26 protein-coding genes are annotated in these 22,460 nt (G+C 71.5%); 14 read left to right on the top strand and 12 right to left on the bottom strand.

From position 1 onward, the window contains the following. Positions 1-35: 35 nt before the first annotated feature. A complete protein-coding gene (locus CJ226_RS05645) occupies positions 36-332 on the bottom strand; it encodes a hypothetical protein (protein ID WP_146008205.1) in 297 nt (98 codons plus the stop codon). A gap of 72 nt (positions 333-404) precedes the next feature. Beyond that, complete coding sequence (locus CJ226_RS05640) at positions 405-977, bottom strand: TetR/AcrR family transcriptional regulator (RefSeq protein WP_257996531.1); 573 nt, start codon at positions 975-977, stop codon at positions 405-407. Between the two features lie 75 nt (positions 978-1,052). Between CJ226_RS05640 and CJ226_RS05635 the strand changes: the two genes are divergently transcribed. Continuing rightward, positions 1,053-2,054, top strand: coding sequence for an SDR family NAD(P)-dependent oxidoreductase (locus CJ226_RS05635; protein WP_102208586.1), 1,002 nt, complete (start codon positions 1,053-1,055; stop codon positions 2,052-2,054). Positions 2,055-2,111: 57 nt separating this feature from the next. On the opposite strand, the gene CJ226_RS05630 is transcribed toward CJ226_RS05635, so the two are convergent. Beyond that, entirely contained in the window at positions 2,112-2,981 is an 870-nt protein-coding gene (locus CJ226_RS05630) for an NAD(P)H-binding protein (protein ID WP_102208585.1), read from the bottom strand. An 82-nt stretch (positions 2,982-3,063) separates the two neighbouring features. Between CJ226_RS05630 and CJ226_RS05625 the strand changes: the two genes are divergently transcribed. Then, on the top strand, positions 3,064-3,768 hold the full coding sequence (locus tag CJ226_RS05625; RefSeq protein WP_257996530.1) for a YafY family protein: 705 nt from the start codon (positions 3,064-3,066) through the stop codon (positions 3,766-3,768). A gap of 60 nt (positions 3,769-3,828) precedes the next feature. After that, positions 3,829-4,206: a VOC family protein gene (locus CJ226_RS05620; protein ID WP_102208583.1), complete on the top strand. Its 378-nt coding sequence runs from the start codon at positions 3,829-3,831 to the stop codon at positions 4,204-4,206. A gap of 411 nt (positions 4,207-4,617) precedes the next feature. Here CJ226_RS05620 and CJ226_RS18020 read toward each other — a convergent pair whose 3' ends face one another. The 4 genes from CJ226_RS18020 to CJ226_RS05605 form a co-directional block, all read right to left on the bottom strand. Further along, entirely contained in the window at positions 4,618-4,782 is a 165-nt protein-coding gene (locus CJ226_RS18020; RefSeq protein ID WP_180964541.1) for a hypothetical protein, read from the bottom strand. 427 nt (positions 4,783-5,209) lie between these two features. Continuing rightward, positions 5,210-5,932 carry a 3-keto-5-aminohexanoate cleavage protein gene (locus tag CJ226_RS05615; protein WP_102208582.1) on the bottom strand — a complete coding sequence of 241 codons (723 nt, stop codon included), beginning with the start codon at positions 5,930-5,932 and terminating at the stop codon, positions 5,210-5,212. A 7-nt stretch (positions 5,933-5,939) separates the two neighbouring features. Beyond that, a complete protein-coding gene (locus CJ226_RS05610; protein WP_025104100.1) occupies positions 5,940-6,167 on the bottom strand; it encodes a hypothetical protein in 228 nt (75 codons plus the stop codon). A gap of 275 nt (positions 6,168-6,442) precedes the next feature. Then, a complete protein-coding gene (locus CJ226_RS05605; RefSeq protein ID WP_102208581.1) occupies positions 6,443-6,883 on the bottom strand; it encodes a VOC family protein in 441 nt (146 codons plus the stop codon). A gap of 99 nt (positions 6,884-6,982) precedes the next feature. On the opposite strand from CJ226_RS05605, the gene CJ226_RS05600 reads away from it, so the two are divergent. From CJ226_RS05600 to CJ226_RS18015, 5 genes are all read left to right on the top strand, one after another. Continuing rightward, complete coding sequence (locus CJ226_RS05600; protein ID WP_102208580.1) at positions 6,983-7,933, top strand: YafY family protein; 951 nt, start codon at positions 6,983-6,985, stop codon at positions 7,931-7,933. Between the two features lie 138 nt (positions 7,934-8,071). Continuing rightward, the gene (locus CJ226_RS05595; RefSeq protein ID WP_102208579.1) at positions 8,072-8,335 is read left to right on the top strand and encodes a type II toxin-antitoxin system Phd/YefM family antitoxin; all 264 of its coding nucleotides are present in this window, start codon (positions 8,072-8,074) and stop codon (positions 8,333-8,335) included. Beyond that, complete coding sequence (locus CJ226_RS05590; protein ID WP_102208578.1) at positions 8,332-8,712, top strand: PIN domain-containing protein; 381 nt, start codon at positions 8,332-8,334, stop codon at positions 8,710-8,712. The genes CJ226_RS05595 and CJ226_RS05590 overlap by 4 nt, the downstream gene beginning before the upstream one ends. A gap of 112 nt (positions 8,713-8,824) precedes the next feature. Beyond that, positions 8,825-11,152: a phosphoribosylformylglycinamidine synthase subunit PurL gene (gene purL, locus CJ226_RS05585; protein WP_102208577.1), complete on the top strand. Its 2,328-nt coding sequence runs from the start codon at positions 8,825-8,827 to the stop codon at positions 11,150-11,152. Further along, on the top strand, positions 11,152-11,295 hold the full coding sequence (locus tag CJ226_RS18015) for a hypothetical protein (RefSeq protein WP_017202962.1): 144 nt from the start codon (positions 11,152-11,154) through the stop codon (positions 11,293-11,295). The genes purL and CJ226_RS18015 overlap by 1 nt, the downstream gene beginning before the upstream one ends. A gap of 78 nt (positions 11,296-11,373) precedes the next feature. Here the strand turns inward: CJ226_RS18015 and CJ226_RS05580 are convergent, their stop codons facing one another. Then, positions 11,374-11,946, bottom strand: a complete 573-nt coding sequence (locus CJ226_RS05580) for a TetR/AcrR family transcriptional regulator (protein ID WP_102208576.1) — start codon at positions 11,944-11,946, stop codon at positions 11,374-11,376. A gap of 68 nt (positions 11,947-12,014) precedes the next feature. Here CJ226_RS05580 and CJ226_RS05575 point away from each other — a divergent pair, with 68 nt between their 5' ends. Further along, positions 12,015-14,552 carry an MMPL family transporter gene (locus CJ226_RS05575; protein ID WP_102208575.1) on the top strand — a complete coding sequence of 846 codons (2,538 nt, stop codon included), beginning with the start codon at positions 12,015-12,017 and terminating at the stop codon, positions 14,550-14,552. A 230-nt stretch (positions 14,553-14,782) separates the two neighbouring features. Continuing rightward, on the top strand, positions 14,783-15,127 hold the full coding sequence (locus CJ226_RS05570) for a TraR/DksA C4-type zinc finger protein (RefSeq protein ID WP_102208756.1): 345 nt from the start codon (positions 14,783-14,785) through the stop codon (positions 15,125-15,127). A gap of 193 nt (positions 15,128-15,320) precedes the next feature. Here CJ226_RS05570 and CJ226_RS05565 read toward each other — a convergent pair whose 3' ends face one another. Continuing rightward, positions 15,321-16,169 carry a Gfo/Idh/MocA family protein gene (locus tag CJ226_RS05565; protein WP_102208574.1) on the bottom strand — a complete coding sequence of 283 codons (849 nt, stop codon included), beginning with the start codon at positions 16,167-16,169 and terminating at the stop codon, positions 15,321-15,323. A 65-nt stretch (positions 16,170-16,234) separates the two neighbouring features. Here CJ226_RS05565 and CJ226_RS05560 point away from each other — a divergent pair, with 65 nt between their 5' ends. Both CJ226_RS05560 and CJ226_RS05555 read left to right on the top strand, forming a co-directional pair. Continuing rightward, positions 16,235-17,056, top strand: coding sequence for a hypothetical protein (locus CJ226_RS05560; protein WP_102208573.1), 822 nt, complete (start codon positions 16,235-16,237; stop codon positions 17,054-17,056). Continuing rightward, a complete protein-coding gene (locus CJ226_RS05555; RefSeq protein WP_102208572.1) occupies positions 17,053-17,901 on the top strand; it encodes an SMP-30/gluconolactonase/LRE family protein in 849 nt (282 codons plus the stop codon). Before CJ226_RS05560 ends, CJ226_RS05555 begins: the two co-directional genes overlap by 4 nt. 261 nt (positions 17,902-18,162) lie before the next feature. Here the strand turns inward: CJ226_RS05555 and CJ226_RS05550 are convergent, their stop codons facing one another. Beyond that, on the bottom strand, positions 18,163-19,020 hold the full coding sequence (locus CJ226_RS05550; protein ID WP_102208571.1) for a fumarylacetoacetate hydrolase family protein: 858 nt from the start codon (positions 19,018-19,020) through the stop codon (positions 18,163-18,165). Positions 19,021-19,030: 10 nt separating this feature from the next. Next, positions 19,031-20,005 carry a C-terminal binding protein gene (locus CJ226_RS05545; RefSeq protein WP_102208570.1) on the bottom strand — a complete coding sequence of 325 codons (975 nt, stop codon included), beginning with the start codon at positions 20,003-20,005 and terminating at the stop codon, positions 19,031-19,033. 77 nt (positions 20,006-20,082) lie between these two features. Between CJ226_RS05545 and CJ226_RS05540 the strand changes: the two genes are divergently transcribed. Next, positions 20,083-20,832, top strand: coding sequence for an SDR family NAD(P)-dependent oxidoreductase (locus CJ226_RS05540; protein ID WP_102208569.1), 750 nt, complete (start codon positions 20,083-20,085; stop codon positions 20,830-20,832). Further along, positions 20,825-21,175 carry a nuclear transport factor 2 family protein gene (locus CJ226_RS05535; RefSeq protein ID WP_102208568.1) on the top strand — a complete coding sequence of 117 codons (351 nt, stop codon included), beginning with the start codon at positions 20,825-20,827 and terminating at the stop codon, positions 21,173-21,175. Before CJ226_RS05540 ends, CJ226_RS05535 begins: the two co-directional genes overlap by 8 nt. Before the next feature lie 69 nt (positions 21,176-21,244). Here the strand turns inward: CJ226_RS05535 and dinB are convergent, their stop codons facing one another. Beyond that, on the bottom strand, positions 21,245-22,441 hold the full coding sequence (dinB, locus tag CJ226_RS05530) for a DNA polymerase IV (protein ID WP_102208567.1): 1,197 nt from the start codon (positions 22,439-22,441) through the stop codon (positions 21,245-21,247). Positions 22,442-22,460: the final 19 nt, after the last annotated feature.

Here is a 22,460-nt window from a genome sequence, read left to right as displayed (position 1 = left end):
GCCACACTCGTCGCCAGCATCACACGCCGACCGGGTCATGGCTTCCATCGTGAATTGCGCACGGACGCGGAGCGATTGGTGAGGTCGACGCCGATCGTAAAGGCAAGGAGCCCGATCACGAGGTACACCGGTAGCGCATCTCCGGCCGGGCTGTCGAGGTCGCCCGACGAGCCGAACCACGCAAGGACCCCGAACCACACCAGAACGGGAACGATGGCAAGAAGAGTGCCGAGCTTCCTGCCGACCCGCCCCACCAACGTCCCCCAGAGAAGAAGAGCTACTCCCACCGCGACAAAATGCATGATGTCCACCTCTAGCAGTTCCTCGCCCACGGCCGCCACACACCCGCCGGCCCCGACACGATAACCGCGACCGTCGCGTCGCACAGCAATCCCGCGAGAGACTCAGCCCGCCGCGATCCCCCGCAGCAACCGCACCACCGTCTCCTCCACCCGCTCCGCACTCAACGGCTGCCCGATCAGGGCGGAGTATGAGGCGATCGCGATGAACTCGTCGGCGACCGCGGCGGCATCCACGTCGGCCCGTACGTCTCCGTCCGCCCGTCCGCGCGACACCCGCTCGGCCACCCACTCCCGGATCGGCGCCGCCAGCCGCTCGTTCAACACAAGCCCCAGCTCCGGATCAGCCGCCGTCACCTCGATGAGTGCCCGCGCGAGCGACACGCCCTCGGGTCGGGCCAGTCCCGCGGACACCGCCGTGAACCACGCGCGCAGGTCCGCGCCGAGGTCGTCCGTCATCGGCACGACGACATCCGCACCAGGGACCGCGCCTTCGAGCAGTGCCTCCCCGAGGATCGCGGCCTTCGACGGCCACCACCGGTAGATCGTCTGCTTCGACACCTCCGCCTCAACCGCGAGACCCTCGATCGTCACGGCCTCGTACCCGTTTGCGGCGAGCGCGCGACGCATCGCCTCCAGCACGGACTGGCGGGCCTTTTCACTGCGAGGACGGGGCACCTTTCGAGCGTACAGAGGCGTACACTGGAACATAAGTAGACGCACCGTTGCGAAACCCGAGCAAGGAGAAAGAGCATGGCCCTCACCGCACACTCCACCATCGGCGACTGGATGAACGACCCCACCGGCGGCCCGCTCATCCGGGGCCTCTTCGAGCAGACGGGCGCCGACCCCGAGCTCCTCACCCCCGTGCTCGGACTCCCCCTGCAGCAGCTCGTCGCCATGAGCCAGGGCCAGCTCCCGCAGTCGGTCGTCGACGACCTCGTGCGCGCCGCGAACAACGGCGAGATCCCCGAGGACGACGCCTCCGAGGGCTGGACCGAGAAGGTCACGGCGGGCCGCTTCGCCGGCAAGACCGTCATCGTCACGGGCGCCGCCTCCGGCATCGGCAAGGCCACCGCCTCGCGCATCGCCCGGGAAGGCGGTCGCGTGATCGCCAGCGACATCGCGGCGGAGAAGCTCGATGCCCTCAAGGCCGAGCTGCCGGACGCCGACATCGTCACGGTCGCGGGCGACCTGACGAAGCAGGACGCGATCGACGCCGTCATCGCCGCTGCGGGCGACCGCATCGACGGGCTCGCGAACGTCGCCGGCATCAACGACGACTTCTCCCCCGCCGGCGAGACCCCGGATGCCGTGTGGGACCGCGTCATCGCGATCAACCTCACCGCGCCGTTCAAGCTCATGCGCGCGGTCATCCCCGTCATGGAGAAGGCCGGCCGCGGCGCGATCGTCAACGTGTCGAGCGAGGCGGGCCTGCGCGGCAACGCCTCGGGCAACGCCTACACGGCCAGCAAGCACGGCATCATCGGCGTCACCAAGTCGGCCGCGTTCATGTACGGGCCGAAGGGCATCCGCGTGAACTCCGTCGCCCCGGGCGGCGTCGCCACCGGCATCCCGATGCCCCCGCACATGTCCGAGTACGGCTCCGGCCGCCTCGCCCCGTTCCAGCAGGCCATCCCGACCGTCGCGACCGCCGAGCACCTGGCCGCGTCGATCACCTTCCTGCTCTCGGATGACGCCGTGAACATCAACGGCGCCATCCTCGCCTCCGACGGCGGCTGGTCCGTGCAGTAACGCGACTCCATGGAACCGACGCCCCCGCCGACCCGAACGGCGGGGGCGTTCTCCGTCTCACACCACTCCGACGAGCTCCTCGCGCACCCACGCTTCGAGGGTCGTCGGTGTCGTCGAGAGGACGGACCGCGGCTGCTCCGCCGTGAAGTCGTCGCGGAGTCCGGTCGACATCCCGAGCACGGCCTCGGCCATCGCCTCGGGCATCCCCGCAGCGCGGAGCCCCTGACGCATCTCCTCGTCGTCGATGCGCTGCACGGTCACCTCTCGCCCAAGCTCGCGCGTCAGGATCGCGGCGACCTCGGACCAGCTCAGGTCCGCGGGTCCGTGCACGGCCTGCACCCGCCGCCCCGTCCACTCCCCGTTCAGCAGCGTGAGGGCGGCGACCTCCGCGATGTCGAGCGGCGCCACCCATGGCATCCGGAAGTCCAGCGGGAGCACCGTGGCGAGCCTCCCTGCCCGCAGGGAGTCGACGTCGAGCAGCAGGTTGGTGAAGAAGTAGCCGCAGCGCAGATGCGTCACGTCGATGTCGAGGGCGTCGAGCGCGACCTCCGTGGCGGCCAGACCGTCGATCTCGCCGACACCGTGCCGCTTCTCCGCGCCGACGCTGCTCTGGAACACCACCCGCCGGACGCCGTTCGCCCGGACGGCCTGCACCAGGGCCTCGGTCGCACGGGCGTAGTCGGCGAGCGGGTCGTCGGAGAACACCGACGGATCCACCCAGTACAGGGCATCGACGTCCCGCGTCGCGGCGACGATCGCCTCGGGATCCTGCGAGTCGGCCCGGGCGAACTCGACATAGGGGCGCAACTCGGCGGCGATGCCATCCGGGTTCCGGGCGAGCAGCAGGGGGCGGACGCCGGCGCGGATCAGCATCCGGGTGAGGTGGTGCCCGACGTGGCCGTTGGGTGTGGTGACAGCGATGCGCATGAGGGTCCTCTCGGTCGGTGTCGCTCCACGCTACGAACGGATACGGCCTGATTCCGGCCGCATCTCGCGCGATGATGGAGCCGTGGACGCCCCCTCGCACCGCACGCTCCATCTGCTGTCGCTGCTGCAGACCGGCGGCGAGTGGAGCGTGTCCGACCTCGCCGCACGCCTCGCCGTGAGCCCGCGGACGGTCCGCCGCGATATGCAGCGCCTGCGCGACCTCGGCTACGACGTCCACTCTCGCCCCGGTCCCGGCGCCGTCTATCGCCTGCGGCCGGGGACGCGCATCCCGCCGCTGCTCCTGGACGCCGACGACATCACCGCGATCATCACGGGTCTGCTCGTCCTCGAAGCGTGGAGCCCGGAAGACCCGGCCGCCGCCGTCGCCCGCGGGAAGATCGAACAGGTCCTCCCGCCGGGCCTCCGACGACGGGCCGCCGCGACGGCGCTGTCCACGCAGATCCTTCGCGCAGAGCCGGCGCCCGCGGCGTGGGCTGCGGTCGGGACACTGGCCGACGCGGTCGCCCAGGGCGCTCGCGTCGCGTTCACCTATGCCGACCAGCACGACCGCGCCTCGGAGCGGGTGATCGCGCCGCATCGCCATGTCCTCCGCGAAGGGCGGTGGTACGTGGTCGGCTTCGACATCGACCGCGACGACTGGCGGCTGTTCCGGCTCGACCGGATGCGGGAGGTGCGGACTGTGCCGGGGACGTTCGCGGCGCGGGAGTTCCCGTTCGCGTCGGTCGAGGACTGGCTCACGAGCGACTTCGGCCGGTCCGGAAGCTGATCCCGCGCGGCCGCGCAAGCCCCTCCGCGGGACGTGGATCCCCGCCGTACTCTCGCGGGCATGTTGAAGATCGTGTCGATCGTGATCCGCGTGGACGACCTCTCGGCCCAGACCGCATTCTGGAAGGCCGCCCTCGACTACGTCGAACGAGACCCCGCGGAGGACGACTGGGTCGTACTCAAACCCCGCGACGCCGACGCACCGTGCATCGCGCTCGACGCGCACCACTCGGAGCGTGTGCTGCCGCCGCGCATCCACCTCGACATCTACGCGGAGGACCAGGCTGCCGAGGTGCAGCGCCTCGCCGGGCTCGGAGCGCGGGAGGTGCACTGGGACGGCCGGCCCGACGATGCGGACTACATCATCATGGAAGACCCCGAGGGGAACCGCTTCTGCATCGTCGACCGTCCCGACTGGGGCGGGTGGAGAGCCGCGTGAGTCCGCGGTCTTCGTGCGGGCTCTCGGGGGTGGGGGGCGCGGGCTCTCGCGGGTGCGGGGTGCGAAGAGGTTCCTGGGTGGGCGGGCTGAGGGGCGTTACTGCACACGCACCTGGGCAGCGTGGCGCGTACGCCGTTGGCGAGTGCGAAAACGTTCCATGGCCGGCGGGACTATGGACGTTTCTGCACCCGCACCGGGTCCCGGGCGGCGCGCATGCCGTTGGCGAGTGCGAAAACGTTCCGGAGCGGGCGGGACCGGGGCTGTTTCTGCACCCGCACCGGTGTCCCGGACAGGCGCCGTGCAGGGAAGCGCAGAAACGTGCCGGAGCCGGGTGGCGGGAGGAGCGGTTCTGCGCCCGCACCAGACGTCAGGGGCGAGGCGTGCGGGCGCGAGGTCGCTGGACGCGAAGGGTCAGGGGGTATCCGGCGCGGTGGCACGCTCGGCGGCGAGGGCGCGGCGATGGGCAGTCAGCGCCGCCCGGACCGCCGAGTAGATGATCACCCACAGAAGCAGCAGCGCGAGGAGCGGGACGACCACGTAGACGAGAAGGAAGAAGACGGAGGCACCGGCGAACATCGCTCCAGCGTAGGGACGGTCCTGCTCCTCGGGAAGGCCCTGACAGGGTTCGGACCGCCGCCTTCCGAAGGAGAGTGCGAGAACGCCCCGGAACCGGCGACGGGAGGTGCGATTCTGCGCCCCCACTCGATGGGCCGGGGTGTCTCCGGCGGTGCGGAGTGCAAGAACGGCCCGGAGCGCGCCACGGGAAGAGCGGTTTCGCACCCGTGGCGGGGCGTGCACGGCGGGGCGTGCGCGGCGGGGCGTGCGCGACCGGCGATGGGGAGTGCGAAAACGGGCGGGAGTTCGCGCGGTGAGGCACGGTTCTGCACTCGCACCGGGCGGGCCTGAGATGTGGGGTGCGAAAAGGGACCGGAAACCGCGAAGAGAGGGACGTTTCTGCGCCCGCACTGGCGCGACGCACCGGTGCCACGCGAGAGCGGCCGGGCTAGGCGCGGGGGAGGCGGGCGCGGGCGGCGCGGACGAGGGCGGCGTTGCTCGGGGCGTCGGTGCCGTCCGGGAGGAGGAGCGTGTCCTCCAGGCCGATCCGTGTGTCGAGGCCCAGTTCCCCGGCGAGGTCGAAAGCGGGCCAGGCCGACAGCTCCTCGCCGTGCAGCAGGATCGGCAGGTCGGGCTCCTCCCGCGCCACGTGGGCGATCAGCCCCTCCGCGTGCGGACGGACGACGTCGGCGGCCTCCGCCGGAAGCTCGACCAGGACGCGCAGGCAGGCGCCGCGGACCGGGGAGACCCGCCAGGCCTCGAGCCCCGCCGCGTCCCAGATGCCCGCTTCCACGCCGATCCCCCGTCGATGCAGCGCCGCGGCCACCTCGTCGGCTCCGGCCTCGTGCCAGTTCACGGAGGCGTAGTCGGGGAGTTCCGTCCAGCCCTCGATGGCCGCGAGCCGTCGCGACACGTCGGGCTCGGCCCAGCCTCCGGTCGTCACGCCCACGGGTATGCCTGGCGCCGCGGCACGGACGGCTCCGAGCCAGCGCCGCACATCCTCGGGCGCGAGAGAGTCGCGACCGGCGGCGTCCTTCGCATGCACATGGATCTCTGCGGCACCAGCATCCACGGCCGCCGCGGCGTCCTGGGCCACCACCGTCTCGTCGGCGCTCAGCCACGGATGCTCCGCGACGTCCCTGGCACCGTTCACGCAGACCTGCAGGATCATCCGCGACTCACCACATGAGGTCGCGCGGGTGCGCCTCGTTCGGAGCCACGTCGTCGGACGGCCCCTCCTCGGTGCGCACGAAATGCTGCACCTGACGCGCTGTCGCCGCGCCACGGCCGACCTTCACCGCCTCCTCCATCGACTCGAAGCTGCTGCCCAGCGTGTGCGACTCGCCCTGGATCCGGTTGAACCAGATTCCGTTGCGCGAGAACGTCTCGATGTCTCCTGCGGCCATGCCCTGCCTTTCGTCTCCTCCTTTCTACGTGAGGCGACCGACGACGAAGAGGCCCTTGACATGTCGAGTCGCCCCCGGGCGCGGACCCACCCCCTGCCGTGCATCCCGGCCCGTTGCGGACGACCGTAAGGGGCCGGGTCGACCGCAAGGGGCCGGGTCGACTGCAGGAGGCACCCCGCTCGTTGACCCACCCCCTTCCGTGCATCCCGGCCCGTTGCGGACGGGCGCACGGGGCCGGGTCGACCGCAAGGGGCCAGGTCGAGCGTCCGACGGGGTCAGGCGACGTCGAGGACCCAGGTCACGCCGAAGCGGTCGGTGAGCATGCCGAAACCGGCGGACCACGCGGAGGCGGCGAGAGGTTCGATCACGGTGGCACCCTCGACGAGGGCGTCCCAGACGGGGTGCAGCTCATCCAGGGAGTCCGCCCGCAGCGACTGGAAGAAGGAGCGGTCCGTGATCGTCATCCCGTTCTCGCGGCTGGTGCTCCCGGCAGTCGCGGCGGCGTCGTCCGCGCCAGGGACGTCGTACGCCATCAGCCGCACGGGCCCGTCGAGCTGCCCGAACACGAGCTGGTCGAACCCGGGAACGCCCTCCGGCATCCCGAACTGGCCGTAGGTCGCCGCGGTCACCTCGCCGCCGAAGACCGACCGGTAGAAGTCGAGCGCCTGACGAGCCGTGCCGCGGAAGTTGAGGTGGGTGGTGGTCGTGAGAGTCATGGTGTCCTCCGTGTCCCGGTCCGCCGATCGGACCGTGTGATCCCACCGTCACAGAGGTAGAGGTCTGTTTCTGTCCTCTTTGCGACGCAGAATGGAGCCATGACCGGAAGCTCGTCGCGCATGCTCGCAATGCTGTCCCTGCTGCAGGCGACGCGCGACTGGCCGGGCGGGGAACTCGCCGACCGTCTCGGCGTCACTCCGCGCACGGTGCGCCGCGACGTCGATCGACTGCGCGCGCTCGGCTACCGCATCGGATCCAGCAAGGGCCCGTACGGCGGCTATCGCCTCGAAGCGGGGTCGGACATGCCGCCGCTGCTGTTCGACGACGAGCAGGCCGTGGCGATCGCCGTCGCCCTCCAAAGTGCGAGCGCGACCGGGGTCGAGGTCACCGAGGCCGCTCAGCGCGCTCTCGCGACCGTCCGTCAGGTCATGCCCTCACGCCTGCGCCACCGCATCGACGGGATCCGCTTCGACGGAGCGCCCGCCGAGGTCCGCGCCGACCCGGCCGTGCTGGAGGCGGCGAGCACGGCCGTGCGCGACCGGAAGGTGCTCCGCTTCGACTACGGCTCGGCGCAGGACCGCCCGCCACGGCGCACGGAGCCCCATGCCGTCGTGGCGCGCGAGGGCCGCTGGTACCTGCTGGCCTGGGACCTCGACGCAGCCGACTGGCGCACGTATCGCCTCGATCGACTGCGGCCCCGCACGCCGACGGGGCCCACCTTCACGCCGCGACCCCTGCCCGCCGCGGACGCCCAGACCTTCCTCGCCGCCCGTGCCAAGGGCTCGACGGCCGAGGACCGCTGGCCGTGCACGGGCGTGGTGGATATCGCCCTGCCGGCGCGGGATGTGGCGCCGTGGGTCGGAGACGGCGCCGTGGTGCCGCTGTCGGAGGACTCGTGCCGGGTCACGGTCGGCTCCTGGTCGTGGACGGGTGTGCTCGCCGCGGTGGCCCGGTTCGACGCGCCGTTCACGGTGGTCGGGCCCGAGGCGCTGCGCGAGGCGGCAGGGGTGCTGGCGCAGCGGTTCGCAGCAGCGCACTCCTCCTCCTGACGCTGCCCTGCAGCGGAGTTATCCAGAGCCTTCGGGGAGATCCGTCCGTGCGGCCTGGCAATGTCGCCGAGCGATGGTTCACTGGACCCACGAAGCCAAGAACTAGTAGTTCTACTACTTTGGATCTACCCTGAGGAGATGGGCACCGTGTCGAAGACCGAACTGAACCAGCAGACCGCGCGGGTGCTGGCGCGCGTCACCGCCGGCGAGCACCTGACGGTGACAGACCGCGGGCGCCCGATCGCCGAGCTGTCGCCGCCCGCCGAGACGGCCTGGACGCGCATGATCGCCAATGGGCGGGTGACGCTGCCCCGCGCGAGCGGTCCACTCCGCCACGCCCCCGTGCCGGACTCGCTGTCCGTGATGGAGATCCTCGGCGAGCTTCGGGCCGACCGGTCGTGATCTACCTCGACACCTCAGCGGCCGCGAAGGCACTCATCGAGGAAGAGGGGTCGGAAGCGGTCGTCCTCGCCTTCGCGAACGGCAGCGAGTTCGTCTCCTCGCGCCTCCTCGCCGTGGAGCTGCACGCGATCGCCGACCGCCGTTCCCTCGACCGCGAAGCCGTCGTCGACCTCCTCGACCGCGTCGCGCTCGTCTCCCTCGACGACGAGACGCTGACCGCGGCCATCCGGGCAGGCTCAGGGCTCCGCACTCTGGACGCTCTCCACCTCGCCGCCGCGCTCGAACTCGGCGACGTGGTCACTGCGCTCCTCACCTTCGACCGTGAGCTGGCCGCCGCCGCACGCGCGCAAGGCCTGAGCCTCGCCGAGCTGCCATGACGCCGCCGCCTTCCCGCCCCGCCGCCGCCGTCCGACGGCGCGCACGAGAGAACGGCCCCGACCGCGCCGGTAGACTGGACACGCCCCGCCGGCCCCTTCCTTTGGAGTGCGCGTGACCACCGCCCCTGCACTGTCCCCCCAGCACGTCCCCGACTCCGTCGAGAACGCGATCGCGACGCCCGAGAAGGAGCAGCCGTACGGCGCCCTCGGGCTCAAGGACGACGAGTACGCGCGCATCAAGGAGATCCTCGGCCGCCGCCCCACCTCGGGCGAGCTGGCGATGTACTCGGTGATGTGGTCGGAGCACTGCTCCTACAAGTCGAGCAAGAACTACCTGCGCCGCTTCGGCCAGAAGGTCTCCGACGAGATGAAGGAACGCCTCATGGTGGGCATGGGCCAGAACGCGGGCGTCGTCGACGTCGGCGAGGGCTGGGCCGTCACCTTCAAGGCCGAGTCGCACAACCACCCGTCGTTCATCGAGCCCTTCCAGGGCGCGGCGACCGGTGTCGGCGGCATCGTCCGCGACATCATCTCGATGGGCGCCCGCCCGGTCGCCGTGATGGACGCCCTGCGCTTCGGTGCGATCGACCACCCGGACACCGCCCGCGTCGTGCACGGCGTGACCAGCGGCATCAGCTTCTACGGCAACTGCCTGGGCCTGCCGAACATCGGCGGCGAGACGGTCTTCGACAGCGTCTATCAGGCGAACCCGCTCGTGAACGCGCTCGCGGTGGGGGTGCTGCGGCACGAAGACCTCAAGCTCGCCAACGCAACCGGCGTCGGCAACAAGGTCGTGCTGTTCGGCGCCCGCACGGGTGGCGACGGCATCGGCGGTGCGAGCATCCTGGCCTCCGACACGTTCGCCGACGGCGGCCCGACCAAGCGCCCCGCGGTGCAGGTGGGCGACCCGTTCGCCGAGAAGGTGCTCATCGAGTGCTGCCTGGAGCTCTACCGCGGCGAGCTCGTCGAGGCGATCCAGGACCTCGGCGCCGCCGGCATCTCGTGCGCGACCAGCGAGCTCGCCGCCAACGGCAACAGCGGCATGCACGTCTCGCTCGACAACGTGCTGCTGCGCGACCCCACGCTCACGGCCGAGGAGATCCTCATGTCGGAGTCGCAGGAGCGCATGATGGCGATCGTCGCCCCCGAGAAGCTCGACGCCTTCCTGGCCGTCGTGAACAAGTGGGAGGTCGAGACCTCCGTGCTCGGCGAGGTCACCGGCGACGGACGCCTCATCATCGACTGGCAGGGCGAGCGCATCGTCGACGTCGACCCCTCGACCGTCGCGGTCGATGGCCCCGTCTACGACCGCCCCGTCGCCTACCCGACGTGGATCGATGCCCTGCAGGCCGACGCCGCCGAGAACCTGCCGCGCGCGAACGACCCGGAGACGCTGCGCGAGCAGTTCCTCGCCCTCGTCGCCTCCCCCAACCTCGCGGACACCAGCTGGATCACGAACCAGTACGACTACTACGTGCTCGGCAACACGGCCCTGAGCTTCCCCGACGACGCCGGCATGATCCGCGTGGACGAGGAGTCCGGCCTGGGCTTCTCCGTCGCCACCGACGCCAACGGCCGCTACTGCCAGCTCGATCCGTACGCCGGCGCGCAGCTCGCGCTCGCCGAGGCGTATCGCAACGTCGCCGTGACCGGTGCCGTGCCGACGGCCATCACCGACTGCCTCAACTTCGGCTCTCCCGAGAACCCCGAGGTCATGTGGCAGTTCGGGCAGACCGTCGACGGCCTCGCGGACGGCTGCTACGAACTGGGCACCCCGGTCACCGGCGGCAACGTCTCGTTCTACAACCAGACCGGTGACGTGCCGATCCACCCGACCCCGCTCGTCGGCGTGCTGGGCATCATCGACGACGTCTCCCGCCGCATCCCGTCCGGCTGGCAGGACGAGGGGCAGAACATCTACCTGCTCGGCACCACGTCGACCGAGCTCTCCGGCTCCGCGTGGGCCGAGGTCGTGCACCAGCACCTCGGCGGCCGCCCGCCGAAGGTCGACCTCGCGGGCGAGAAGCGCCTCGCCGGACTGCTCGCCGCGGCCCGGGACGAATGGCTCATCTCCTCGGCGCACGACCTCTCCGAAGGCGGTCTCGCGCAGGCCCTGGCCGAGGGCGTCATGCGCTTCGGCGTCGGCGCCCGGGTCTGGCTGAACGAGATCATCGATCGCGACGGCGTGGACGCCGCGACCGCCCTGTTCTCCGAGTCGACCGGCCGCGTGATCGTGACCGTTCCCCGCGAGGACGACGTGAAGTTCCGCGGGCTCTGCGAGGGCCGCGGCTACCCGGTCGCCCGCATCGGCGTCACGGACAGCGAGCCGCAGCTCGAGGTGCAGGACGTCTTCACCGTCTCGGCCGCCGAGCTCCGCGAGCGCTCGCAGGCCACGCTGCCGTCGTACTTCGGTCCGACCGTCACGGAGCCGGTGGCCTGATGAGCGGCGACGGCCTCAGCGAGGACTACGGCGACCTCGGCGAGAAGCGCAACCGGCGCATCCGCATCATCGCGTGGACCGTCATCGTGGCGCTGATCCTCGGTGGCGGCGGCGCGACCGTGCTCACCCTGCTCCTCGGCTGATCCGGGCCGGCGTCGCAGATTCGCACCCGAGTCGCAGGGATTCCATGAATCCGTGCGACGTCGTGCGAATCTGCGACCTCAGCGAGCGAAGAGGTAGCGGGTCAGGGCGACGACGGAACCGGGATCGTGAGCCTCGCGGCCGAGGGACTCCACGATGACGGCCCCGAGGATCGCGCGGCCGAGCTGCTCGACCGGGGCGTCCTCCGGCAGTTGACCGTCGCGGATGCCGCCGCGGAGACGCTCCGACAGGTACTTCTCCACCCCGAGGCTCTCACCGAGGTGCGCGCCGACCGAGGCATCCTCCGTGGCCGCGGCCACGAGAGACCGCAGCAGCACCCCGCCCTGGGGCTTCTCGAGGATCGAGAGCACGCTCCGCAGCCAGGTCTCCACGTCGGCGGAGAGGTCTCCGGTGTCGGGCACGACGAAGTCCACGGGGATGAGGCGTCCCTCGGCCAGGCACTCCCCGATGAGGGCGCCGCGCGACGGCCACCAGCGGTAGATGGTCTGCTTGCCGACCCTGGCCTCCCTGGCGATGCCCTCGATCGTGAGCCGGTCGTACCCCTGATTGTGGAAGAGCCGGGCCGTCGCGTCGAGGATCGCCTCGCGGGCCGCGGTGCTGCGCACCGGGCCGCTGCGATGCTCGTTCACCATGCGTTCAGGATAGCCACAGATCCCTAGACGAGACGTGCCGTATGCTCTTTTCGTCTGAAGGAGATCACGTGGCTTCACTGCTGTTCCGTCTGGGTTCTTTCGCTGCGCGCAGGGCGTGGACGGTGATCGTCTCCTGGGTGCTGATCCTCGGGCTCGGCGTCGGCGCCTTCCTCACCTTCGGCGGCACGCTGAGCAACAGCTTCGACATCCCGGGCACCGCCTCCGGCGAGGTCACCGATCAGCTCGCCGACAAGCTGCCCGACACCGCCGGCGGCACCGGGACGGTGGTCTACCGGACGGACGACGGGGAGCCCTTCACCGACGAACAGAAGGAGGCGATCTCCGACCTCGCCGCGAGCGCGGAAGACCTCGACGGCGTCGCCTCCGTCGTCGACCCGTTCGACGCCCAGCGGCAGCAGGACGAGCAGGCGAAGGAGCTGACGGACGGCCAGGCCCAGCTCGACGACGGCCGCGCACAGCTCGACGCCGGCCAGGCCCAGCTCGACGACGGCCGGGCACAGCTCGAGGCCGGGATCACCCAGCTCGAAGGGGCGCGCGCGCAGGCCGAGGCCGCCGGTGCGCCAGCCCAGCAGACCGCCGCGCTCGACGCGCAGCTCGCGCAGCTGAACGCCCAGCTCGCGCAGCTCGACGCGCAGCAGGACACCATCGACGAGAACCGCGCGGAGCTCGCCGACAGCGCGGAGCAGCTGGAACTCGGCACGACCCTTCTCGACCTCGCGGACGGCATCGGCGTCGTCTCGGAGGACGGCTCCACGGCCATCGTCAACGTCTCCTTCGTCGACCCGCGGCTCGAGCTCGCCGAAGAGACCAAGCAGAACACCATCGCCCACTTCCAGGACGAGGAGATCGACGGCGTCACGGCCGACTTCGGCACCGACATCGCCCAGGGCGTACCCGAGATCTTCGGCGTCGGCGAGGCCATCGGTCTCGCGTTCGCCGCGGTCGTGCTCATCGTGATGCTCGGTTCGCTGATCGGTGCGGCCCTGCCCATCGTCACGGCCGTGGTCGGCGTCGGCGTGGGCGTCACGGCGTCGCTCGCGTTCTCCGGCGTCGTCGACATGGCCTCGGTCACTCCCGTCCTCGGCGTGATGCTGGGACTCGCGGTCGGCATCGACTACTCCCTCTTCATCGTGAACCGGCACCGCAAGCAGCTGCTGGCCGGGTCGCCCGTGCGCGAGTCCATCGGTCTGGCCACCGGCACCTCCGGGACCGCGGTGGTGTTCGCGGGGACCACGGTCATCGTCGCGCTCCTCGCCCTCAACGTGACGGGCGTGCCGTTCCTCGGCCTCATGGGCACGGTGGGAGCGGTGTGCGTCGCCGTCGCCGTGCTCGTCGCCGTGACCCTCGCCCCGGCGATCCTCGGCCTCGTCGGCACCCGCCTGCTCGGCCGCAAGGCGCGGGCGACCATCGGTCAGGAGCACGCGGCCGGGAAGCCCGTGCGCCGGATGTCGACGCTGCGCGCCGTCGTCACCGCGCTCGTCAGCGTCGTCGCGCTGCTCGTGATCGCGATCCCCGCGATGTCGATGCGCCTCGGCCTCCCTGACGGGTCGAGCGAACCCGCCGACTCCACCAGCTACCGCGCGTTCCAGACCGTCGACGAGCAGTTCGGCGAGGGCGCGAACGGGCCGCTCCTGGTGACCGCGACCCTCGACGACGCCGTGAGCGACGACGACCAGCTGGCCACGCAGGTGACCGTGGCGGAGAAGATCGCCGAGCAGGACGACGTGGTCGCGGTCGCCCCCATCGCGACGTCGGACGACAACACGCTCCTCGCCTTCCAAGTGCTGCCCGCCGAAGGCCCGAACAGCGCCTCCACCGAGAAGCTGGTGCAGGATCTGCGGGGTCTCCCCGAGATCGACGGCGGCATCACCCTCGGCGTCGCCGGTCAGGCCGCCACCAACATCGACATCTCCGAGGCGCTGGCGAGCGTGCTCCCGCTGTACCTCGTGGTCGTCGTGGGCCTGTCGCTGCTCATCATGATCGTCGCGTTCCGCTCGCTGCTCGTGCCGCTCATCGCCACAGGAGGGTTCGTGCTGTCGCTGTTCGCGACGTACGGGCTCATCGTCGCGGTGTTCCAGTGGGGGTGGGGCGCCGACCTCATCGGGTTGCACAGCACCGGTCCGATCCTGAGCTTCCTGCCGGTGATCCTCGTCGGCATCCTGTTCGGGCTCGCGATGGACTACCAGCTCTTCCTCGCCTCGGGGATGCGGGAGGCCTATGTGCACGGCGCCTCCGCGCGCGATGCCGTGGCGCAGGGCTTCCGGGCCGGGCGCTCGGTGGTCATCGCGGCCGCGCTCATCATGGTGTCGGTGTTCGGCGGGTTCGTGTTCTCGGAGTCGACCATCATCCGGTCCATCGGGTTCGGTCTCGCGTTCGGCGTGCTGCTCGACGCGTTCGTGGTGCGGATGCTGCTGATGCCCGCGCTCATGCACCTGCTCGGACGCTCGGCCTGGTGGCTGCCGACCTGGCTCGACCGCATCATCCCGAACGTCGACATGGAGGGCGCGGCGCTGGAGCGAGACCACCCCAGCGTGCACACCGACTCCGTCCCCACCGTGGAGCCCCCGCGCACCCGTCGCGGCTGAGTCTGGCTCGCGCGGGACAGGCGTTCGCGCGGGTTCAGGCACCTGTCACCAGTGTCGCCTGATCTCGCGCGGATGCCTGGTCCGGCGCGAGCGGTCGCGGGGGCAGGCTGTCGGGAGGGGACAGGCGGGCGCGGGAGTTCAGGCACCTGCTGCCGGCGTCGCCTGATCTCGCGCGGGTGCCTGATCGGGCGACGACGCCCGTGTCGCAGGGCGGGCCTAGAGTGGGGCTCATGGACCTGCGAGCGCTGTTGGAAGAGCGCCGCGCCGAGGCCGAAGCCCGCGTCACGGCGACGGCGACTACGCTCGCGGAGCTCATGCACGACCGCGAGGGCTCGAACGACGACGACGAGCACGACCCGGAGGGGGTGACGCTCTCGTCGGAGTGGTCCCGGCTGTCGGGGCTCGCCGAGGCGGCGCAGGCGGAGCTCCGCCAAGTGGACGAGGCGCTGATGCGGATGGACGCCGGGACTTACGGCATCTGCGCGCACTGCGGGCGGCCCATCCCCCCGGAGCGCCTGGAGGTGCGACCGTTCGCGGAGTACTGCGTGGCCTGCGCCGAGAAGCTGGGTCGCTGACGCCGGACAATCGCGGGCATGGCCATCACCTCGAGAACAGCCGCCCCGTGCACGGCGTCGCGAACGACCGGGACCTCACGACAGCCTGATTCCGCGCGCGACCCGGGCACGACTTCGGAGACCGCCGGCGACACGCCGCCGCGCAGGGCCTGTCGACGGCGCGCCGGGTGCGATCTCCGAAGCTGTGCCCGGGTCAGCGGGAGGCGAGGGCCTCGGCGACCTGTTCGAGCACGGCGATCGGAGCGCGCATCTCGGACGTGGGAACCGGCGGCTCGCCGGTCTCGAGCATCCGGGCGAAGGCGCGGACGCCGGGCTGCACATACCCGGGGCCGATCGGGATCTCCCGGCTCGCGATGCCCCGGCGGCCGACGACAGTCGCCCGGAACGGCACCTGGTGATCGCCCTCTGGCCGCACGAACTCCAGCGTGACGGGCACCCCGCCGACCCGGTAACGGGCGACGACACCCGCGGGCAGGAACTGCACCTGGACGTCCTCCGCGATGCCGGGCCGCAGCACCTGGGCGAGATCGGCGAGGTGGATGCCGTAGAAGAAGATGCCGCTGTACGGGCTGTCCGGATCGGCGGGACCGGTGACCGTGACCGCCTGGACCTCCCCGATGCGGGCCGCCTCCGCCACGAGTTCGGCGGTGTCGGCGAGCCAGCGGAGCGTGGACGATGAGGTGACGGGTGCCCGCCCCCGCTGCGCGGCCGCCAGGATCGCGTCGGCATCGACGACGGTCGTCGCGAGCGGCTTGTCGACCCAGACCGGCACCCCGGCTTCCAGGAAGGGGACGGCGAGGGCGCGATGATCGGCACCGTCGCGGGCGGTCACGATGAGCGCGTCCACCGCGCCGAGGAGCGCGCCCGCCTCGTCGACGACGCGTTCGATGCCCCCGAGTGCCGCGAGCTCCCGCGTGCGTTCCGGCTCCCCTGCCACGAGGGCCGTGATCCGCACGGGCACGTCCGTGGCCTCGACGTTCAGGAAGCGGACGATCTCCGTGGCGTGGCTGTTCTCGATCCCGACGATGCCGACGCTCTTCATGCGGCCGCCCTCCCTCTCGTGCGGGCCCCCGGCGACCCGCCGTCGCGCAGTAGGCTGAACCCATCATGGACGAGTTCATCCGGGGCTTCTGGAACTTCGCGGGTGACTACTGGTGGCTCGTCTTTCCGATCATGGGCATGGCCGGCGGAGTCGCCAAGGCCTGGGAGCGCGGCTCCAAGCGTCGGCACGAGCGCCGGCTGGAGGCCCTGCGCATGAAGGCGCAGGTCAAGACCGCCGAGATCGAGGCGCGCGCGGCCGCCCGGCAGGCGAAGCACGGGGGTCCCACCGTCGTCGACACGACCGCGTCGGTGGCGCCCGACGACCTGCTCGCCCGCCTCTTCGCCGAGCACGACGAGATCACCGCGCGGTGGCTGGACTACGAGCTCGACGTCGCCAAGCTCATCGCCTTCCCCGCGATGAGCGACGGCCGCCAGCCGCTGACGGCCGCCTTCCTCCGCGCGAAGAAGACCGCGGACGCGCTGCGTCCGGCCGCCGCCGATGCGAAACTCACGGAACAGCAGATCGCGGAGTACCTGCAGGCCGTCGGCGACTACGCGGTCGCGTTCGAGATCGCGGAGAAGGACGCCCGGCGGCTGCGCGACTCGACGTTCACCGAGGCCGAGCGCAAGCGCCTGGACCGCGCGCAGCAGCTCCTCAAGGTCGCCGTGGACGAGTCGGCGACGCAGTCGGAGCGGAACATCGCGTACAAGCGGGTGCGCGAGGAGCTCGACGGCCTCATCCTGCTCTCCGACGAGGCCGTGACCGTGCTCGAGAAGCAGGTCGCGAAAGAGCTTCCGTCCGCCCCTGCCGCCTCGGCGGATCATGCCGACCCCGTCCCGGAGCCGCTGCCCGTGACCGACCCGCGGCGGACGGCGGAGGGCGCATGACTCCCGAGAATGTGACCGGCCCGGTCGCCGTCCACGCCGAGGCCCCGGTCTGGTGGCCCGGGTGGGGCGGCCTGCGCTGGGTCGACGGAGACGCGGGCGACCTGCTCACCCTCCGCGGCGACGAGATCGTCCGCCAGCACGTCGACGACGAGTATCTCGCGTTCTTCCGCCCGCGGACGTCCGGGGGCTTCATGGCGGTGGGCGCGCGCACCCTGTACCTCGCCGACGGTCCCGACGCGGAGGCCCGTCCCGTCGCAACCCTGCTCGACGACGGCGCGGTACGCATGAACGACGGCTGCTGCGACCCGCGAGGGCGACTCCTGGCCGGATCGATGTCCACGGACTCCACCGCGGGTGCCGGGACCGTGCTGCGCATCGACGCCGCCCTCGACGTGACCACGGTGCTCCCCCGCGTGACCTCGTCCAACGGTGTCAGCTACTCCCCGGACGGCCGCCGCGTCTACTACGTGGACACCGACACGGGCCGGATCGACGTGTTCGACGTGACCGAGGGCGACCTCCGCGGGCGCCGGGTGTTCGCGCACATCCCCGAAGACGACGGCGTGCCCGACGGCCTCACGGTCGCCGCGGACGGCAGTGTCTGGGTCGCGCTGTGGGGCGGGAGCCGCGTGCGGGGGTTCGACCCGTCCGGGGCCGTGCGCGAGGACATCGTGCTGCCAGTGCCGCAGGTCAGTGCCTGCACGTTCGGCGGCGACGACCTCGGCACGCTCTTCATCACGACCTCCGCACAGGGTCTGCCGTCCGATCACGGCACCGCCGCGGGGTCGGTGTTCGCGGTGCGTCCCGGGGTGCACGGCCTCCCGGTCCTCCCCTTCGCCGGCTGACCCGCGCGCGGGGTCCGGCGCTCGCGCGGCATCAGGCACTTTTCTCCTCCAGCCGCCTGAGCCCGCGCGGATGCCTGTGTACACGTGGATGCCTGAGCCGCCGGGCGCTCGCGGCACCAGGCTGTCGCGCGAAAGCAGGCACCTCTCCCTCCAGCCGCCTGAGCCCGCGCGGATGCCTGAGCCCGCGCGGGCGTCCGGGAGAGACCTCTACCCGGGACACGGTTGCACTCAGCGAAAGGAACCGTGCCCCGGGCACAGGCCTCACCCGAGACGGACCCGCTCCGTGCGCTGGTGCTGGCGGCCGAGCCGCTCGATCTCGATGGTCATCTCGTCGCCGTCCTGCAGGTAGGGGAAGCGGCCGGACAGCGCGACGCCCTGCGGGGTGCCGGTGTTGATGACGTCGCCGGGTTCGAGCACGAGGTAGTGACTGAGCTCGTGCACCAGCTGCAGCACGGGGAAGATCATGTCGGCGGTGGAGGAGTCCTGCCGCGGCTCGCCGTTCACGAAGGAACGGAGGCGCAGCGCCTGGGGGTCGACCTCGTCCGCGGGGACCAGTGCCGGGCCGAGGGGGTTGAACGTCTCGGAGCACTTCCCCTTCGACCACTGTCCGCCGGAGACCTCGAGCTGATACGCCCGCTCGGACACGTCGTTCGAGATGGTGTAGCCGGCGATCACGTCGCGCGCGGCCTCGGCGGAGGGGAGGTACCGCGCGGGGCGGCCGATGACGACCGCGAGCTCGACCTCCCAGTCGACCTTCTCGGCTCCCGGCGGCAGGAGCACGACGTCGTCCGGCCCCACGACCGTGTTCGGGTGCTTGAAGAACACCACCGGGTGTGCGGGCGGCTCGGCGCCGGACTCCGCCGCGTGCGCCGCGTAGTTCTGGCCGATGCAGACCACCGCGGTCGGCCGCGCCACAGGGGCACCGACGCGCAGTCCCGCGGTCTCCGCCTCCGGCAGCGAGCCGTCGGCGAGTGCCGCACGCACGCGGGCGATGCCGTCCGCGGCGAGGAACGCGCCGTCGATGTCGGAGGTCAGCGACGCGAGATCACGCACCACGCCCTCGTCATCGCGGACGTAGGGACGCTCGTGGCCGATCGCGCCGAGTCGCAGCAGTTCCATGGGAGTCCTCTCAGCGCGCGGCGGCGAAGGCCGGGTTGACGATGGGCACGGCCTCGCCGGCGAGCGAGCGGATCACGTTCTCGGCGGCGTGCACGGGAAGATCCGCCAGAGCCTCCGGGGAGTACCAGGCGGCGTGCGGCGTGAGCAGCACGGTGTCGAGCGCTCGCAGCGGGGAGCTGCCGGGGAGGGGCTCCTCCGCGAAGACGTCGAGAGCGGCACCGGCGAGCCGGCCGTCGCGGAGCGCCGCGGCCAGGGCGTCCTCGTCGATGAGCGGCCCCCGGCAGGTGTTCACGATCACGGCGTCCTGCTTCATCGTCGCCAGGGCCGCGGCGTCGATCAGGTGGCGCGTCTCGTCCGTCAGCGGCACATGCAGAGTGAGGATGTCGGCGCGGGCGATCGCCGACGGGATGTCGACGGGCTCGCAGCCCGCGTCGCGCACGGCGTCGTCGGAGGCATACGGGTCGGCCACCAGCACGCGGAAGCCGAGCGCCCGAATCCCGCGGGCGACGATCGATCCGATGCGCCCGAAGCCGAGCACCGACACGGTGGTGGAGGACGGCCGCACGGCGAGCGGCCGGGCGTCGACGGCCTTCCAGACGCCCTCCCGCACGGCCCGGTCGTAGGCGGAGAGGCCGCGGGCCTGGGTCATGATCATCGCGACGGTGTGCGCGGCGACCTCTTCGATGCAGTAGCTCGGCGTGTTCGCGACGGCGATGCCGCGGGCCGTGGCGGCCTCGACGTCGATCATGTCGTAGCCGATGCCGACACGGCTGATGAAACGGAGGTTCGGCAGGCGGTCCATGAGGTCGCCGTCGATGCGCGCCCACTGCACGACCAGGGCCTCGGCGTCGGCTCCGGCCGCGGCAATGTCGTCGGGGCTCCCGGAGGCGGCCCGTTCCGCACGGAGGCCGGCGGCGCGGAGGGTGTCTTCGATGACGGTCCCGGGGAGGTCGCAGTCGGTGACGAGGATGAGCGGCGCGGTCATGGATGCGATGCTATAGCATCTAGCAACCTCTCGTACAGCGCTGTCCGGAGAGCTGGTTCTTGCTATAGCGTTTAGTCATGACTGTTCGCCGCGCACTCGTCACGGGCGCCAGTTCCGGCATCGGAACCGCCGCCGCCCTCGAACTCGCCCGCGAGGGCGTCGCCCTCTGGATCACCTACGCCGGGCGGGAGGCCGAAGCCGCACGCGTGGCGGAGGAGTGCCGCGCCGCGGGCTCCCCGGAGGTCCACGTGTCGCGCCTCGACCTCCGCGACCCCGATTCCATCGCCGCGCTCATCGCCGAGATCACGGACGCCTGGGGCGACCTGCACGTCCTCATCAACAACGGCGGGGTGTGCCCCTACACCCCGTACCCCGAGATCGACATCGAGGAGTGGGACTTCGTCCTGGAGACGAACGCCCGCGGCACCTTCCTGCTCACCCGCGCGGCGCTCCCCCTGCTCCGGGCCGCGGGCGGCGACCGCTCGGTCATCAACATCGCCTCGATCGCCGGGCAGGTCGGCGCGCTGCAGACGGGCATCCACTACGCGGCCAGCAAGGGGGCGATCCTCGCGATCACCCGCAGTTTCGCCCGGCACCTCGCCGCCGAGGGCATCCGGGTCAACGCCGTCACACCCGGCCCGGTCGCCAGCGCGATCACGGATCAGCTCCAGGGCGAGGGCCGCGCGAAGCTCGAGTCGGGCATCCCGCTCGGTGCGTTCGGGCAGCCGGAGGACGTCGCCTGGATCATCGCGTCGCTCGCCTCGGAGCGGGCCCGCTTCATCACCGGAGCCACCTACGACGTCAACGGAGGAGTTCGCATTGACTGACCGCACCGCCCAGGACCGTTCTGCCCTCGACACCGTGCAGGCGCAGCTCGACGCCTTCAACGTCCACGACCTCGACGCCTTCGTCGCGACCTATGCCGACGATGCCGTGGTCACCGGGGTCGCGCCGGAACCCCTCGTCGGGTCGGCCGCGATCCGCGCCTTCTACGAGCCGCGGCTGCAGAACCCGGAGCTCTCCTGCGTGATCGACACGAGCGTCCTGTTCGGCTCCCGCTGGGTCGTCGCGCAGGAGCGGGTCATCAACGCCGGCGTCGCGACGGAGACGATCGCGACGTTCGACGTGGTCGACGGCGTGATCTCGCGGGCGTCGATGCTCAAGGCCTGACCAGCTTCGAATCGCCCGAATGGCTGTATTTCCGGCCGAAATGGGACCACTCAAGCGATTCGAAAGGGGTCAGTGGTGCTCCGGAAGCACGGGAGACGACCAACCGGGGTCGCGGCCGAGCTGGGCGGCGCGGGAGACCGAGGCGGAGCCGTAACGGTCGCGGAGCGTGTCGAGCACGGTGTCGAGGCGAGACTCGTCGCCCCAGTCGATCGGCAGCTCGGGCGGGACGCTGTCCGCCGCGTCGAGCTGGGTGAGCGAGAGGCCGAGCAGGGTGATCCCGCGACCACTGATCTCGGGCTGCGCCGCGGCGAGAAGCGTGCGGGCGACGGCGAGCAGCACGGCGGTGCGGTCGGTCGGCGCGCGGAGCGACCGCGAACGGGTGGCCTTCGCGAAGTCGCCGAAGCGCAGCCGCAGCACCACTGTCCGGCACACGCGGTCACCGTCGCGGAGACGCCGCGCGAGCCGGTCCACGATCTGGGTGAGGATGACGTCGAGCTCTTCCGGCGACCGCGGACGGACGCCGAGCGCCCGCTGCGACCCGATCGATCCCCGGCGCCTGGTCGTGTCCACGGGGCGGGGGTCCCGCAGGCGGGCGAGAGCATGGACATGCGCTCCGGTCGCCTTTCCGAGCATGCGCTCCGCCGTCGCGGCCTCGAGCTCCGCGAGCTGTCCGACCGTGCGGATGCCGTAACGGTGCAGCTTCTCCGCCGTCACCGCGCCGACGCCCCACAGCCGCTCGACGGGGAGCGGCAGGAGGAACTCCTCCTCCCGGTCGGGCTCGACGACGAGGAGTCCGTCGGGTTTGCTCACCGCACTCGCGACCTTCGCGAGGAACTTCGTGCGGGCGACGCCGACCGAGATCGCGAGGCCCGCCTCGGCGCGCACGCGCTCCCGCAGCCGGACGGCGATGGCCTCGGGACTGCCGGCGATGCGTCGCAGCCCGCCGACCTCGAGGAACGCCTCGTCGATGGAGAGCCCTTCCACGAGCGGGGTGGTGTCGCGGAAGATGCGGAAGACATCTTTACTGGCCGCGGAGTAGGCCTCCATCCGCGGCGGCACGACGACGGCGTCGGGGCACAGCTCCCGCGCCTGCCGGCCGCCCATCGCGGTGCGGACGCCCCGCGCTTTCGCCTCGTAGCTCGCGGCCAGCACGACCCCGCCGCCGACGATCACCGGACGCCCGCGGAGCTCCGGCGCATCACGCTGCTCGACCGAGGCGTAGAACGCATCGAGATCGGCGTGCAGAACCGTCGCTTCCCCGCGCATCCCGTTCTCCCGTCGACGA

Origin of the sequence: Microbacterium sp. UMB0228 (assembly GCF_002871415.1) — a bacterium.
Taxonomy (GTDB): domain Bacteria; phylum Actinomycetota; class Actinomycetes; order Actinomycetales; family Microbacteriaceae; genus Microbacterium.
The sequence above is the reverse complement of the archived record's forward strand: the minus strand, read 5'-3'. Positions and strand labels throughout refer to the sequence as shown.

What these genes read in the sequence shown, in the direction of transcription:
- CJ226_RS05635 (WP_102208586.1), top strand. Translation starts at nt 1,053, where the DNA reads ATGGCCCTCACCGCACACTCCACCATCGGCGACTGGATGAACGACCCC.
- CJ226_RS05630 (WP_102208585.1), bottom strand. Translation starts at nt 2,981, where the DNA reads ATGCGCATCGCTGTCACCACACCCAACGGCCACGTCGGGCACCACCTC.
- CJ226_RS05620 (WP_102208583.1), top strand. Translation starts at nt 3,829, where the DNA reads ATGTTGAAGATCGTGTCGATCGTGATCCGCGTGGACGACCTCTCGGCC.
- CJ226_RS18020 (WP_180964541.1), bottom strand. Translation starts at nt 4,782, where the DNA reads ATGTTCGCCGGTGCCTCCGTCTTCTTCCTTCTCGTCTACGTGGTCGTC.
- CJ226_RS05615 (WP_102208582.1), bottom strand. Translation starts at nt 5,932, where the DNA reads ATGATCCTGCAGGTCTGCGTGAACGGTGCCAGGGACGTCGCGGAGCAT.
- CJ226_RS05610 (WP_025104100.1), bottom strand. Translation starts at nt 6,167, where the DNA reads ATGGCCGCAGGAGACATCGAGACGTTCTCGCGCAACGGAATCTGGTTC.
- CJ226_RS05605 (WP_102208581.1), bottom strand. Translation starts at nt 6,883, where the DNA reads ATGACTCTCACGACCACCACCCACCTCAACTTCCGCGGCACGGCTCGT.
- CJ226_RS05600 (WP_102208580.1), top strand. Translation starts at nt 6,983, where the DNA reads ATGACCGGAAGCTCGTCGCGCATGCTCGCAATGCTGTCCCTGCTGCAG.
- CJ226_RS05595 (WP_102208579.1), top strand. Translation starts at nt 8,072, where the DNA reads ATGGGCACCGTGTCGAAGACCGAACTGAACCAGCAGACCGCGCGGGTG.
- CJ226_RS18015 (WP_017202962.1), top strand. Translation starts at nt 11,152, where the DNA reads ATGAGCGGCGACGGCCTCAGCGAGGACTACGGCGACCTCGGCGAGAAG.
- CJ226_RS05580 (WP_102208576.1), bottom strand. Translation starts at nt 11,946, where the DNA reads ATGGTGAACGAGCATCGCAGCGGCCCGGTGCGCAGCACCGCGGCCCGC.
- CJ226_RS05570 (WP_102208756.1), top strand. Translation starts at nt 14,783, where the DNA reads ATGGACCTGCGAGCGCTGTTGGAAGAGCGCCGCGCCGAGGCCGAAGCC.
- CJ226_RS05565 (WP_102208574.1), bottom strand. Translation starts at nt 16,169, where the DNA reads ATGAAGAGCGTCGGCATCGTCGGGATCGAGAACAGCCACGCCACGGAG.
- CJ226_RS05560 (WP_102208573.1), top strand. Translation starts at nt 16,235, where the DNA reads ATGGACGAGTTCATCCGGGGCTTCTGGAACTTCGCGGGTGACTACTGG.
- CJ226_RS05555 (WP_102208572.1), top strand. Translation starts at nt 17,053, where the DNA reads ATGACTCCCGAGAATGTGACCGGCCCGGTCGCCGTCCACGCCGAGGCC.
- CJ226_RS05550 (WP_102208571.1), bottom strand. Translation starts at nt 19,020, where the DNA reads ATGGAACTGCTGCGACTCGGCGCGATCGGCCACGAGCGTCCCTACGTC.
- CJ226_RS05545 (WP_102208570.1), bottom strand. Translation starts at nt 20,005, where the DNA reads ATGACCGCGCCGCTCATCCTCGTCACCGACTGCGACCTCCCCGGGACC.
- CJ226_RS05540 (WP_102208569.1), top strand. Translation starts at nt 20,083, where the DNA reads ATGACTGTTCGCCGCGCACTCGTCACGGGCGCCAGTTCCGGCATCGGA.
- dinB (WP_102208567.1), bottom strand. Translation starts at nt 22,441, where the DNA reads ATGCGCGGGGAAGCGACGGTTCTGCACGCCGATCTCGATGCGTTCTAC.